The sequence below is a fragment of the Aliivibrio sp. SR45-2 genome, from assembly GCF_963890165.1.
Lineage (GTDB): Bacteria > Pseudomonadota > Gammaproteobacteria > Enterobacterales > Vibrionaceae > Aliivibrio > Aliivibrio salmonicida.
This window is the reverse complement of record NZ_CAWPRC010000148.1, coordinates 1-14,061: the sequence shown is the minus strand read 5'-3', so window position 1 is coordinate 14,061 and position 14,061 is coordinate 1. Positions and strand designations below refer to the sequence as shown.

Annotated in this window: 11 protein-coding genes; 5 read left to right on the top strand and 6 right to left on the bottom strand. The window is 39.3% G+C overall.

The annotated features are described in order from the left end of the window. Positions 1-54 precede the first annotated feature (54 nt). Positions 55-2,058 carry an exoribonuclease II gene (locus AACV33_RS08465; RefSeq protein WP_182700146.1) on the bottom strand — a complete coding sequence of 668 codons (2,004 nt, stop codon included), beginning with the start codon at positions 2,056-2,058 and terminating at the stop codon, positions 55-57. 330 nt (positions 2,059-2,388) lie between these two features. Here AACV33_RS08465 and AACV33_RS08460 point away from each other — a divergent pair, with 330 nt between their 5' ends. The 4 genes from AACV33_RS08460 (at position 2,389) to AACV33_RS08445 (ending at position 8,275) form a co-directional block, all read left to right on the top strand. Then, a complete protein-coding gene (locus AACV33_RS08460) occupies positions 2,389-4,323 on the top strand; it encodes a DEAD/DEAH box helicase (RefSeq protein WP_017020893.1) in 1,935 nt (644 codons plus the stop codon). 294 nt (positions 4,324-4,617) lie between these two features. Beyond that, a complete protein-coding gene (gene speG, locus AACV33_RS08455; protein ID WP_044583561.1) occupies positions 4,618-5,142 on the top strand; it encodes a spermidine N1-acetyltransferase in 525 nt (174 codons plus the stop codon). A gap of 401 nt (positions 5,143-5,543) precedes the next feature. Further along, a complete protein-coding gene (locus AACV33_RS08450) occupies positions 5,544-6,224 on the top strand; it encodes a hypothetical protein (protein WP_017020891.1) in 681 nt (226 codons plus the stop codon). Positions 6,225-6,409: 185 nt separating this feature from the next. Then, complete coding sequence (locus AACV33_RS08445) at positions 6,410-8,275, top strand: methyl-accepting chemotaxis protein (RefSeq protein WP_182700145.1); 1,866 nt, start codon at positions 6,410-6,412, stop codon at positions 8,273-8,275. Between the two features lie 37 nt (positions 8,276-8,312). Here the strand turns inward: AACV33_RS08445 and AACV33_RS08440 are convergent, their stop codons facing one another. From AACV33_RS08440 to AACV33_RS08425, 4 genes are all read right to left on the bottom strand, one after another. After that, entirely contained in the window at positions 8,313-9,197 is an 885-nt protein-coding gene (locus AACV33_RS08440) for an amino acid ABC transporter permease (RefSeq protein ID WP_182700144.1), read from the bottom strand. Further along, complete coding sequence (locus tag AACV33_RS08435; protein ID WP_231850981.1) at positions 9,197-9,928, bottom strand: transporter substrate-binding domain-containing protein; 732 nt, start codon at positions 9,926-9,928, stop codon at positions 9,197-9,199. The genes AACV33_RS08440 and AACV33_RS08435 overlap by 1 nt, the downstream gene beginning before the upstream one ends. An 84-nt stretch (positions 9,929-10,012) precedes the next feature. Next, positions 10,013-10,807 carry an amino acid ABC transporter permease gene (locus AACV33_RS08430; protein WP_182700143.1) on the bottom strand — a complete coding sequence of 265 codons (795 nt, stop codon included), beginning with the start codon at positions 10,805-10,807 and terminating at the stop codon, positions 10,013-10,015. Between the two features lies 1 nt (position 10,808). After that, positions 10,809-11,555 carry an amino acid ABC transporter ATP-binding protein gene (locus AACV33_RS08425; RefSeq protein ID WP_017020886.1) on the bottom strand — a complete coding sequence of 249 codons (747 nt, stop codon included), beginning with the start codon at positions 11,553-11,555 and terminating at the stop codon, positions 10,809-10,811. Between the two features lie 252 nt (positions 11,556-11,807). Between AACV33_RS08425 and aroG the strand changes: the two genes are divergently transcribed. Continuing rightward, positions 11,808-12,860 (top strand): 3-deoxy-7-phosphoheptulonate synthase AroG, encoded by a 1,053-nt coding sequence (gene aroG / locus AACV33_RS08420; RefSeq protein ID WP_012551788.1) that lies wholly within the window; start codon positions 11,808-11,810, stop codon positions 12,858-12,860. 75 nt (positions 12,861-12,935) lie between these two features. Here the strand turns inward: aroG and AACV33_RS08415 are convergent. Next, a partial coding sequence (locus AACV33_RS08415; protein WP_182700142.1) for a DUF2813 domain-containing protein occupies positions 12,936-14,061 on the bottom strand: 1,126 nt, incomplete at its 5' end.

The window sequence follows — 14,061 nt, the reverse complement described above, 5'->3', positions numbered from 1 at the left end:
GGGTAAACAGTTACATGAACTGTATTGTATGAGCCTTTTGTTATTTAATGGTAATTAAGCGCTAGGATTTTCTGTTTCTTCAACAACAGGAGCAGGGAAGGCTTGCACTGGTTTTGCAACTATATTACGAGTCTCTTCTTTTACTTCAGCTAAGGTAACTTGAAGTTGATCACCAAGCTTAAAGGTTTCATGTTTATCGATTGAAACCGTTCCTTGATCGCCATTACATTCAATGCGTTCTTTGTTATCAACAATTAACGAACCGGGAATGAAAGCGGCGGCACCATTTTCAATTAAACGAACACGCATACCTGCACGATTAATATCAAAAATTTCAGCCGTATACTGCGTCTCTTTTTCAACTTCACATGCCAATGTTCGGCAATATAGCCAATCACTCACATTACGTTCAGCCATTCGATGGTAACGACGGCTTAGGGCCAATTCTTCACCGACGATATCATCAGGGCGCTGTACTGGTTCTTTTCCTAAAATATGAGCCTTAAGCATGCGATGGTTAATCATATCGCTGTATTTACGAATTGGTGATGTCCACGTCGCGTAGATATCAAGACCCATTGCATAATGAGGAAGGGGTTCGTTACCTGTCTCGCTGTAAGTTTGGTATTTACGAATACGTGCATCAAGGTAAGACGTCGGTTGGCTACCTAAAAGACGGCGTAGTTCACTGAAACCTTCCAGTGTTGCTATTTGCTCTTCAGTAAATTCAACGCCTTCTAATTGGTTTACAATCTCAACAACGTCTTTAAACTTATCGAGTTTAATACCAGCATGTGAGTTAAATACGCCCATGTTAAAGGTATTACGTAATGTTTTACCTGCACAGATGTTCGCAGTAACCATTGCTTCTTCTACTAGCTTATTCGCGCAGCGACGCGTATCGGCATGAATCGCAACAACATCATTGTCTTCACTTAATTCAAAGCGATAATCTGGGCGATCAGGAAAGATAACAGCATGCGTTTGACGCCATGTAGTACGAGCTTGTGCAAATTCATGCAGTTCAGTAACTACTTGAGCGATGATCTCACTTGGTGCCCAAGTTTCACAATGGCCTGTTTCAAGGAAATCAGACACATTATCGTAAGACAAGCGTGCGTGAGATTTAATCGTCGCAGCGTAGAAGTTAATGGTGTCTTCTTGAATAGTGCCTTCTGCATCAACAATCACGGTACAACAAATCGCAGGGCGTTGTTCATTTTCGATTAGTGAACATAGCTCATCACTTAGATCTCTTGGTAGCATTGGTATATTGCGACCAGGAAGATAAATAGTGTAACCACGCTGACGTGCCACTTTATCCATCTCATCATCTGGAGTGATATAAGCGGTAGGATCAGCAATCGCAATAGTCAGTTCAAAAGAACCGTTGTCTTGCTTTTTAATATAAAGGGCATCATCCATGTCTTTGGTTGATGAACCATCAATGGTTACAAATGGTGTTTCGGTCATATCGACACGAACTAAATCAGCGTCGTCTTTAATTTCCCAATGTTCAATGCCTTTAGGTTCTGAATTTGGTAAATCATTTTGAGCAAGAGTTACCCACCAAGGCGCGATTTTGTCATCGGTGTCAGTGATCTTATGAGTGATGTCACATAGAAAGCCGTCATCTCCTTTTAATGGGTGCTGTGTTAACTCAGCAACAACCCAATCACCTTCGTTTAAGGTTTCTGGATTTACACCTTTACGTGTTTTTGCTTTTATTGCATTTTTTAGGCTAGGGTGATCAGGCATTACCTGTAGACGTTTTTTAAACATCTGAATGCGGCCAATAAATCGAGTAACTGATTGTTCAACAAGTTGATCTGGTTCTGCTTGGTCTTTGTCATTTTCAGTACGAATAAGAGCAATGACTCTGTCACCATGCATCACTTTTTTCATTTGTGCTGGTGGAATAAAGACGCTTTTTTTCTTGTCATCTGATTCTAAGAAGCCAAAACCACGGTCGGTTGCTTTAATTGTGCCTTCTTTTTTAGGCAATTTTTCTTGTATTTGCTGCTTCAATTGCGCAAGTAATGGGTTATCTTGAAACATGAGCCTTCATAATATAGTTAGAGAAATAACGAGCTAACTTTACTATCGCACTTAATTGATTACTAGAAAACTTGGTTGAAATGTATAAAAAAGAGTGTTTAGCGTACAAAAAACTGCCTAAACTAAGAAAAGAGAGTTAAATTTGTGAACTTGCTCAATTTTTTCTGGTAATTCTTGCAGTATTAGGGCATTATCCGCGCCCTGAGTTAATCATCTTACATACACTTTTGTATTAAGAGATTAACCCGTCCTGTCCCGAGTGCTTGTGTGTGTAATGGAACTTGCTGAGCAAATGGGACCGTTTTTATATGATTAATTATTGGGATCCCAATGTCAGAAACTATTACTGAATTTCGCCAACTGGCTTTAGAAGAAACTTTATTATCTGCTCTTGATGAAATGGGCTTTGTTGCTCCAACACCAATCCAAGCAGAATCAATTCCTCTATTATTAGCTGGTCGTGATGCACTTGGTAAAGCACAGACAGGTACTGGTAAAACAGCTGCTTTCTCTTTGCCTCTTTTAAACAAAATCAACCTTAAGCAACATAACCCACAAGCAATCATCATGGCTCCAACGCGTGAACTTGCAATTCAGGTTGCTGCTGAAGTTAAGAATCTTGGTCGTAACATCAAGGGTCTTAAAGTTTTAGAAATCTACGGTGGTGCTTCTATCGTTGATCAAATGCGTGCCCTAAGCCGTGGCGCACACATTGTTGTTGGTACTCCTGGTCGTGTTAAAGATTTACTTAACCGTGACCGTCTAAACCTTGGCGAAGTTCATACGTTCATCCTTGATGAAGCCGATGAAATGCTAAAAATGGGTTTTGTTGATGATGTAACTTGGATTCTTGAAAAAGCGCCAGAAACAGCTCAACGTATCCTGTTCTCTGCAACTATGCCACCAATGGTTAAGACAATTGTTGACCGTTACCTACGTGATCCTGCTCGTGTTGATGTTGCTGGTACTAACAATACTGTTGAACAAGTAACGCAAAACTTCTGGATTGTTAAAGGCGTAGAAAAAGACGAAGCAATGTCTCGTCTACTTGAAACTGAAGAAACTGATGCATCAATCGTATTCGTTCGTACTCGTCAAGATACAGAGCGTCTAGCTGATTGGTTATCTGCTCGTGGCTTTAAAGCTGCTGCATTGCACGGTGATATTCCTCAGTCTCTACGTGAGCGTACTGTTGACCATATCAAACGTGGCGTTATCGATATCCTAGTTGCAACAGATGTTGTTGCTCGTGGTCTTGATGTTCCTCGTATTACACACGTATTTAACTACGACATCCCATTCGATGTTGAGTCTTACATCCACCGTATCGGCCGTACTGGTCGTGCTGGACGTAAAGGTAAAGCGATTCTTTTAGTTCGCACAAACCAAATTCGTATGCTTCGTACTATTGAACGTGTAACTAAATCTTCAATGGTAGAAATCGAACTTCCACATCGCGATCAAGTTGCAGAAGCTCGTCTAGCGGTTCTTGGTGCTGAATTAGCAGCAGATAAAGAATTCGTTGCACTAGAAGCATTCTCTGACTTAATCACTAAGCTTCAGGAAACTCTAGAAGTTGATGCATCAACAATTGCAGCAATGCTTCTTAAGCGTCAACAAGGTAAGCGTCCTTTATTCTATAAAGGTCCAGATCCAATGATCGCAGCAGTAGAACGTTCGAAAAATCGTCGTCCTGAGCGCGGTGATCGTGGTGACCGTCCTGAACGTGGTGAGCGTCGTGACCGCAATGATCGTGGTGACCGTCCTGACCGTGGCGAACGTCGTCAATACAACAATGACGATTTCGATACGTACCAATTAGAAGTTGGTCGTGATCAAGGCGTTCAAGTTAAAGACATCGTAGGTGCTTTAGCTAACGAACTTGGTTTCACTAAAGGTGCTATCGGTGCAATCAAACTTGCTCCGGGTCACACATACGTACAGCTTCCTAAGAAAATGTCTTCTGACGTTGCAAGCAAGCTTAAGCAATTACGTATTCGTCAAAACGAAGTGAAAGCGGTTGTTGTTGAAGGCGTTGACCTAACAATTGATCGTCGTCCTCGTACTGGCGGTGGCGCTGGTGATAACGCTGGTGCTGGTGCAGGCCGTGGTGGTTACCGTGGCAATCGCGAAGGCGGTGCTGGTGCAGCTCGTGGTGGCGAACGTCGTTTTGACCGCAACAAAGGTGGCGATCACCGTGGTAGTCACCGTGGCGAACGAGCTCCAGGCGCAAGCCGTGCTCCACGCACACCTCGTGAAGACTAATTAATAAGATTTAATAATAAAAACCGAGCTCATGTAGCTCGGTTTTTTTATGCCTGTAACCTTGATTGTTGAAGAACCTATTTATAAACTCTCTTCTTGAATTCATTAATCGTAAATATAATTTTATGCACTAGGTAAGCGACCTAATAAAATTTAGGTTTTTATGTGGTTCTATCGATAGATTTTTATTTATATGTTTTCGTTTTTACTTAATAGTGGTATTTTCTTGGAAATAGCCGTGCTGAACATTATCACCACTGCGAGTACTATTTTTATTAGTGAATGGAAAATAAAATGGATAATGAAATCCGACTGCGCGCTCTTGAACAAACTGATCTTCGATTTATTCATCAGTTAAATAACAACAGGTCGATTATGTCCTATTGGTTCGAAGAGCCTTATGAATCTTATTATGAACTTGAAGATTTATTTCGTAAGCATATTCATGACAGTAACGAACGTCGCTTCATTGCTGAAAATAAAGATCAACAATCGATTGGACTTGTAGAGTTGGTTGAGATCAATTCAATACACCGTAATGCTGAGTTCCAAATTATTATCGCTCCGGATTTTCAGGGTTGTGGTTATGCGAGAGCTTTGATTCATAAAGCGCTTAATTATGCATTTACGATTCTAAATCTTCATAAAGTGTATTTGCATGTTGCTGTTAATAATGAGAAAGCGATTCATTTATATGAAAAATGTGGTTTTCTTGAAGAAGGTCATTTAATCAAAGAAATCTTTGTTAATGGAGAATATTGCGATGTTAAGCGTATGTATATTCTTCAAGAATTCTATTTATCAAATCGCGATAAATAAATGAAATAAGCCGAAGTTCATCTTCGGCTTTTATCGACAATAAATAAGTACTCATTACGTTATTATTGATTTTATTGGCGTTTAATTGTTATTGCTCTTTTGGTTGGCTAACAATAAACCCACAAGTAATAGTAGCAATGGTTTACTCTTCTTCGTTATGAATAAACGATATCGTCGATGACTTAAGTATAGACCTCATATTACCTCTTACTTTTCCTATGAGGACACCTCAAAATCCAGTAAGTCGGATTCTTCATTGGGAGTGTATTCGAACTATTAATAATCATAATGCGGTAGGTTAGCGGTGATTAGCTAAAATCGACTTCTTAGTTTGTTTTTTATTTGCTATCCTCATGTAATAAACCATTATTATTTACACATATATTTAGGGATAGAAAGAGATGCCAGCGTTATCAGTTTTATTGATGGATAGCTTTAACTACTTCAAAACGCATTTTGTTGCCTTTTGTATTCTCGTTTTGCCTTTTGCATTACTGACGAATGGCATCGCTTTAAGTTTTAATGAAGACGATGGGTCAGGTAAATTTTTACTTTATATGCTATTTATTCTGACTATTTATCCTTTCTATAAAGGGGCAATATTGGCTTATATTGCGTATTCGTTTGATGGTCGTCGAGTACCGTTCTCACAGTTGTATCAGATACCAGCGAAAACATGGTTCTCTTTTGTTCTCATGAATATGATTTTAGGCGCTGCAGTATTAATGGGCTTTATCGCATTAATCTTGCCTGGACTGTATTTAATGGCACGTTTTTCATTCACTGAAATTTATTGTGTATTGTATAAAGAAACGGCCATCGATTCGATTAAGCTCGGTTGGCATGAGACAAAAGACAACTATTGGATTCTGTTTAAAGGGTTAGTGATTATCTTTGGTTTTACAACAGGCTTAATGTGGGCGGTTGAATATGGTTTTGCATTAATTGGTTTGAAATCTACAGCGCTCTCTTTCGTTTTTTCTGTATGTGAAGTCGTCTTATCAATGATGAATACTATTTTTATCTTTAGAGTATTTACTGTTAATACAAAGAAACTCGATGAAATCCAAGCCATTGAATAATAAATAGTAATGTCAATAAAGAACCATTTAAAACAGTCACTTTAATCGAGTGGCTGTTTTTTTATGTGTTTTAAATAGTGAGACAGCTGTTGCAAAATTGTTAATGTAACTTTGACCGCATAAATAAGGTAATGCGATGATATTTTTTATACCTACTATTTAATTGCTGTATATAGGAAATATTAATGAAGTTTAGACATAAAATAATCGCGGCATTTTCGCTAATAATGACAGGAACCCTCGCTGTTTTAAGTACCGTTCAATACATCAATATGAAACAAGAAGTAGAGAGTCAGGTTGAATCAAGTATTTTAGAAATTGTAAATGGGGTGCGCAATACGGTTAGTTCTGAACTTTCAGGTAAGACATTACTAGCAGAGTATGCCACTCGAATGATAGAGAGTGATTCGAGTGAGACAGGTATTGAGAAGGTATTAAATCAGCCGCAAATGAAACAAGCGTTTATTTTAGCAGGAATTGGATTTGAAGATGGCCGTGACTTTATGAGTAATGATCCATCGTGGAAACCTGTGAATTATGATCCTAAGACGCGTAGTTGGTATAAAGCGGCAAAGCAGCAAGGAAAAACTATTATCACGGCTCCTTATGAAGACGCGGCAACGGGGCAAATATTGGTTTCAGTTGGAACGCCAGTGAAAGAAAATGGCGTTTTTTCTGGTGCAATATTCTTTGATTTAAGTTTAGGTTCGTTAGCTGAGTTAGTTAATCAGGTGACCTTGTTTGATGCTGGTTATTTATTTATCGTTGATAACGATGGAACGGTCATTGCGCATCCTAACCGTAAATTTAATGGCAAAGGCATGTCATCGTTCTTACCAAAAGTGAGTCTTCGTGAAGGAATACAAAAAATAGAAATAGAGGGAATTCCTTACAACATCGATTTTACGCCAATTCAAGGGCAAAATTGGTCTGTTGGTGTTGTTCTGAACCAAAATAAAGTATTTGAATACGTGAATGAATTACGAAATAGTTCGGTGATTTACTCTGTGATTGCGATTATTTTATCTATTATGTTGATGCTTGTATTTATAACAAAATTGATTCGTCCTATTCAGGATTTAAATAAAGCGATTCAAAATGTCAGTTCAGGTGACGCGGATTTGACTCAGCGTCTTGATACAAAGATAGATGCAGAATTTGCGCCTTTAGCGGAAGGGTTTAATCAATTTGTTATTAATTTACAAACTCAGGTGACAGAAACAAAACAATTAAGCCATCAGTTAATGCAAAGTACAGAGCAAATTTCAGCAGGGGCGCAAGAGTCGTCTAATGCGATGAATACACAGATGATGGAGCTTGAGCAACTGGCTACGGCAATGAATGAAATGGCGGCAACGTCGGTTGATGTCGCCAATAATGTACAGAGTGCTGCCGAATTTGCTAAACAGGCTGATATCGCGACAGAGCATGGCATGAGTGTCGTTGGACAAACTACTGAAGCCATTCATGGGCTATCAACGAATATCAATCAAGCGGTAGTTGAGGTTGAGAGCTTAGAGAAAGCAACGGATAGCATTGGTACTATCTTACGAGTGATTAATGATATTGCGGAACAAACCAATTTATTAGCATTGAATGCGGCGATAGAATCAGCACGAGCGGGTGAGGCAGGGCGTGGTTTTGCGGTTGTGGCAGATGAAGTCAGAACGCTTGCAAAGCGCACACAGCAATCAACCACTGAAATAGCGACAATGATTGAGCAATTACAATCAGGGGCGTCTAGAGTCTCTTCTGCGATGTCGAGCAGTCAAGATAGTGCAGAGTCAACTGTTGAAACTGCGAAGCAGACAGCAAATGCATTAGGAAAGATCAGAGAAACAATACAACTGATCAATGACATGAATATTCACATCGCATCCGCAGCAGAAGAGCAAAGCCATGTTGCAGAAGAGATAAATGGTAAAACGGTGAACATTAAAGATCTCTCTATTGTTGTGCATGACGCTTCTAAAAACGCAGGAAAAGCGATTAATGAACAGGTAGAACTCGTAAACAGGCAAGAAAAAATCATGGATAAATTTACGGTATAACAATAAATGTTGATTATGGTGTAGATAAAAGCTCAGGTTAGCCCTGAGCTTTTTCTGTTGTTGATTCCCAATACGAAAACAGGCGAGATAAGCTAAAACAAAGAATGAAATAACAGAGAGCAACCACGATCCAAATTTCAAAGATCATTCCGCTTGAGTTCGCAATTTCAGTACCAACAAAGGTTAATTCTTGTATCGATATTAGAGATATAATAGAAGAGTCTTTCACTAACGAAATACACTGACCTGCAAGAGGAGGGATGATCACTTTAAACACTTGGGGTGCAATAATATAGCGATAACGATGCCACGTTGATAAGCCTAAACTTCTTGCTGCCTCATGCTGTCCTTTTGGTATTGCGTCTAATCCTGAACGAACCACTTCGCCGATATAAGCAGCAGAGATCATTCCAATACAAAGTACCCCTGAGATTAGATTTTCCCATAAAGATGCTGGGCCGAATAGAACGGACTGAAGTGGGTTAATATTGCCACTGTGCTCTCGTAATAGATGCTCTAAACCAAATAAAGGCACAAGTTGATTAGCAATAAAAAAGTAAAAGATGAAAATAAAAACAAGGGGAGGAATATTTCGAATCAGTTGTATATAACTGTTCGAAAGGGCACGAATAAATGTGATGTTAGAGCGACGGCCCAATCCCAATAAAGTACCAAACAACATAGCAAAGAGCATTCCCCAAAACGTTAAACGTAATGTAGAAATTATCCCATCAAAAAAATAAGGCAGAGAGCCATCAGATTTACTGGTAAAGAGTAAAGAAATGGCTTTGGACCATTGCCAATGGTAGGTCAATGATCCACTGTCTTTGAGAAATAACCATGAGACACTACCAGCAACAATGGCCAGTAGTATCCAATCTAATCGATTTAGTGAAAAATGTTTACTTTGCTGCATTGGCATTAGTTCGCTATTTGTGACTGCCAATCTAGGCTAGTAAACCAATAATCGTAGCGTTCTTTTAACCAACCATCTTCAGTTCGGTCTTTAATCCATTGGTCAAAAAATGCTTTTTTATCATCTTCGCCTAAACGTACAGCAAAAGCTTCATTTCCTTCAGAAAGGCGCTCTTTGAAAGGAAGGTAAAGCACATCAGAATATTTGATAGCATCAAACTCTGGTTTTGGTGTTGAAGCTGCAACCGCATGAGCATTGCCATTTAATACTTCTTGAAACGCTTGAGCATCATCATCAAATTGAAGGACTTTTGCTTTAGGGAAGCTTTCTCTAACGGCGGCAACGGTAACTGCACCACGACGAACGGCAATTTTTACACGGCGAGAATTGAATTGCTCACGAGTAAAGCCTTCCGTTAATTTTTTATTTGCAGCAACTTGTACTCCAGAGTGTGAATAAGGAGTCGTAAATAAAACACTTTTTGCTCGTTCATCAGTAATGGTTAATCCACCAATGATCACATCGAATTTCCCTGAGATCAGAGAAGGAATAATGCCATCCCATGCTGTAGGTATGAAAACAATGTCTAAGCCAGAGTCTTTAGCAAGGCGTTTCGCAACATCGACTTCAAAACCGATCAAATTACCCTGCGTATCACGCATAGCCCAAGGGACAAAAGTACTGAGACCTACTTTAAGTGTGCCACGTTCTTTTATCTTATCTACATTGGGTGTCATTGATTCTGAAAAGGCCGAGCTACTAAAAAGTAGGCATAGGCTAACAAAAGATAATAATATTCGCTTCATGCTGTGTGTTCTCCATTAATGTGAATTATGCATTTTATGCTCTAACCAGGCAGATAACCCTGAGAGACTGAGTGTAACTAATAAATAGATAGCGGCGACACTGAACCAAATTTCGAATGGCATTGCGGTATCTGCGACAATGTTTCGTCCTTCCGTTGTTAAATCAAAAATCGCCATCACACTGACTATAGAAGAGTTTTTTACTAAAGAAACTAATTCATTAGTGAGTGAAGGTAAGGTTTTTTGAATCACTTGAGGAAGAATAATGTATCGATAGCTATTAAAAGAAGATAAACCAAGCGAGCGGCAGGCTTCAAATTGCCCTTTAGGTAAATTGACCAAACCAGAGCGTAAAATCTCTGCGGTATAAGCCCCTTGAAATAGAGCTAAAGCAAGGATAGCCGTAGAGAATCGTTCTAATCCTAAATAAGGGCCAAATACAAAATAAAGTAAATAGATTTGCACCAATAAGGGCGTATTTCGAATTAACTCAATATAACCTTTGGCCAATGAGCGGCCAACGACAGAATCAGATAAGCGTAATAAGGCCGTAATAAGGGCAATCACGAAGGTTGCTATTGCGCTTAACCCTGAGATTTGTAACGTAACCAATAAGCCTTCGATTAATTCAGCTGGAAACCATTCACCGTCTTCGTAAAAAAGGAGGAAATCAGGTACTCGGTCCCATTGCCACTGATAATTCATGGCTTCAGCTCCGCTATTTAATACCCAGAATAATCCAAGAGTAATAAAGGCGATTTGGAGTAAAGCGGAAAATACGGGCTGCAATATGTTGATAAAGTTGCGCATATTAGTAGCTCAAGATTTGGTTTAAAAAAGTTTGAGTACGATGATGTTTTGGGTGTTCAAAAAATTCATTTGGTTCGGCGATTTCAATAATCTCACCTTCATCCATAAAAACAACACGGTCAGCCACTTTTTTAGCAAATCCCATTTCATGAGTAACGCAGACCATGGTCATGCCGTCTTTTGCCAGATTTGACATAACATCTAAGACTTCACTGATCATTTCAGGATCTAACGCGGAAGTTGGTTCATCAAATAACAGAATTTTCGGTTCCATGCACAATGAGCGAGCAATGGCGACACGTTGCTGCTGACCACCCGAGAGCTGAGAGGGGAATTTATTCGCCTGCTCTGCAATGTTAACGCGCTCTAAATAATGCAAGGCACGTTTATTGGCTTCAGCTTTAGAGAGTTTTAAGGTTTTGATGGGTGCTAGTGTCAGATTTTCTAATACCGTTAAATGTGGGAATAAATTGAAATGTTGAAACACCATGCCAATTTGACCTTTAGACTGCTGCTTTGTTGACACGGGTTGACCAAAAACAGATAACTCTCCAGATTCAATGGATTCTAGCGTATTAATACAGCGGATCAGAGTGGATTTACCAGAACCAGAAGGGCCGCATATAACCACTTTTTCGCCTTGAGCGATAGAGAGGTTAATGTTTTTTAAAGCATGGAATTGATCATAATACTTTTCTACGTGTTTAAAAGTAATCACGGAGTTAGTCTGTGTATTTTGACGGCTCACAATACATCCTTTTTCTTAGTTCTTAAACTTACTCTAACATATTCATAAGGCTAAAGAAGTGAATCTTTTTTGGTGGATGAATTTTAAACAATATTGGGTGTTATGTACACTTGAGGTTAAATCTTAACTGAGAGACTTATTTATATTAAATTAACCATTGCACAACAGAAGAAGACACGTTACGTTAACAGGATGGAGAATAAACATGCAGTATACAGAGTATATGCTGCATAAATAGACGGAAGCATAATAATGTATCAAACTGATGATGTACGAATTAACAAAGTAAAAGAACTTTTACCCCCTGTTGCGATTTTAGAAAAATTTCCTGCGACAGATACGGCTGCTAAGACGGTGTTTGAATCTCGTCAATCAATTCATAATATTCTACAAGGTGACGATGACCGTCTACTTGTTATTATTGGTCCGTGTTCAATTCATGATACTGAAGCCGCACTAGAATATGGCGCTAAGTTAAAAACATTGCGTGATGAATTAGGCGATCGCCTTGAAATTGTTATGCGTGTTTATTTTGAAAAACCTCGTACAACCGTTGGTTGGAAAGGTCTAATTAACGACCCATACATGGATGATTCATTTAAACTGAATGATGGCCTTCGTATGGGACGTAAGCTCTTGCTTGATCTTACTGATATGGGACTGCCAACCGCGGGTGAGTTTCTTGATATGATCACACCACAGTACATGGCTGATTTAATCAGTTGGGGAGCGATTGGTGCTCGTACAACAGAATCACAAGTTCACCGTGAATTGTCTTCTGGCCTGTCTTGTCCTGTTGGTTTTAAAAATGGTACTGATGGTAATATCAAGATAGCAACAGATGCGATTCGCTCTGCTGGGTCTTCTCACCATTTCTTATCAGTAACTAAATACGGTCATTCTGCGATTATTGAAACCGCGGGTAACCCTGATTGCCATATCATCTTACGTGGTGGTAAAGAGCCAAATTACAGCGCTGCACATGTAAAACCAGTTAAAGAGCAACTTGCGGCATCTGGTTTACCTGAGAAAGTGATGATTGATTTCAGTCATGCTAATAGCTCAAAAGACTTTAAGCGTCAGATGATTGTTTCGGATGATGTTTGTGGCCAAATCTCTGGCGGTGAAGACGCTGTTTTTGGTGTGATGATTGAAAGTCACCTAGTGGAAGGTCGTCAAGATCTTGTTAATGGCAAAGTTGAAACTTACGGCCAATCTATTACTGATGCTTGTATTGGTTGGGATGATACAGAAACAGTACTTCATCAACTTGCGAATGCAGTCACTGCTCGTCGCAATAAATAACACGACATCTTATCAATAAATAAACGCCAATAACTGAGAAGTTGTTGGCGTTTTTTGTTTCTTATAAAACGAACATTAGCCTTGGCCTTTTGCCATGGTTAATGTTCGTTTTAGTGTCCAACGTAGAAGGAGTGGAATACTTTCGGGTCCATTATCTTCACAGTATTGCACTATCGCCAAGGCTAAATCAGGCTTAGCGTATTTTTTTAGTGTTTTTATAATGATTTTTTTAGGCGGCACAGGTTGATCTACCGATGTATTTGAAAGCTCTCTAAATAAGGGCTCAAAACCATGGTGATATAAATAATGTTCAATGTCTTTATGTGGAAGCTCCGTTAAACGGTGACGTTGGTGTTCATTATCTAACTGACTTTTTACCGCAAACGCGTATTTTTTCCCTGCGGGATCACCATCGGTCACTACATGCCATTCAATGTGTAAGGTTTTTGCGATTTTTATGAGTGACTTTAATCCTGATTGTGCAAATTCGATGATTTGAATGCCTTCTGCTGCCAAGTTATAACCTAAAATTCGTGCCATTTCATTAAACAACCAAACTTCAGTTTCCCCTTCAACTAGTAACCAACAACGAGCGAATAAGGCATTTGATCGTTGGAATCGGACATGGAAAGTAATTCGACGTAAATCGTCTTTAGAAAGACAGGTCGGAGAGACTGAATAGCAAGAGGTGGAGTCAGATTCTCGAACCAAACGACGTATCGAGCAAAGGGGAACGGTACTCAGTAGCTCGCTGCTGTTTGTTGTTAATATTTTTTGCATGGGAATATGATTAAGCAATGTCCATGCTTGTATTAGTTGGGTTGGGTGTAATCGCCCCTCGGGATCTTCCACTATCATTAGAGGTCGAGCTGATGGTTTGAGGACATTCGGTCCTTTTGCTCTTAAATACGTATTAAGTAAACCAAGCAGTAATAGTTTGGTTTGTTTGCTTTTGTTTTGATTAATAAATTGGGTTAATGAGATACCTTCGGTTTTTTGGCCAAAGAAGAGATCATCATGAATTCGATGTTGTGTATGTCGATTATGATTTTTAAATGCAAAGTAGTGCTCGACTAACGCTTGCATTGAATGGAGAGCACTTTTTATTTCACCACTGCTAACTTGACCAGGAGAGGTAAGTAGACGGCGGCAGGTATTATTGATACGTCGCTCAATGCGATCATCAGGTAAAGGCGCCGTG

Coding starts and splice junctions, on each gene's coding strand:
- AACV33_RS08465 (WP_182700146.1), bottom strand. CDS start 2,058: ATGTTTCAAGATAACCCATTACTTGCGCAATTGAAGCAGCAAATACAA.
- AACV33_RS08460 (WP_017020893.1), top strand. CDS start 2,389: ATGTCAGAAACTATTACTGAATTTCGCCAACTGGCTTTAGAAGAAACT.
- AACV33_RS08450 (WP_017020891.1), top strand. CDS start 5,544: ATGCCAGCGTTATCAGTTTTATTGATGGATAGCTTTAACTACTTCAAA.
- AACV33_RS08430 (WP_182700143.1), bottom strand. CDS start 10,807: ATGCGCAACTTTATCAACATATTGCAGCCCGTATTTTCCGCTTTACTC.
- AACV33_RS08435 (WP_231850981.1), bottom strand. CDS start 9,928: ATGACACCCAATGTAGATAAGATAAAAGAACGTGGCACACTTAAAGTA.
- AACV33_RS08445 (WP_182700145.1), top strand. CDS start 6,410: ATGAAGTTTAGACATAAAATAATCGCGGCATTTTCGCTAATAATGACA.
- speG (WP_044583561.1), top strand. CDS start 4,618: ATGGATAATGAAATCCGACTGCGCGCTCTTGAACAAACTGATCTTCGA.
- aroG (WP_012551788.1), top strand. CDS start 11,808: ATGTATCAAACTGATGATGTACGAATTAACAAAGTAAAAGAACTTTTA.
- AACV33_RS08440 (WP_182700144.1), bottom strand. CDS start 9,197: ATGCCAATGCAGCAAAGTAAACATTTTTCACTAAATCGATTAGATTGG.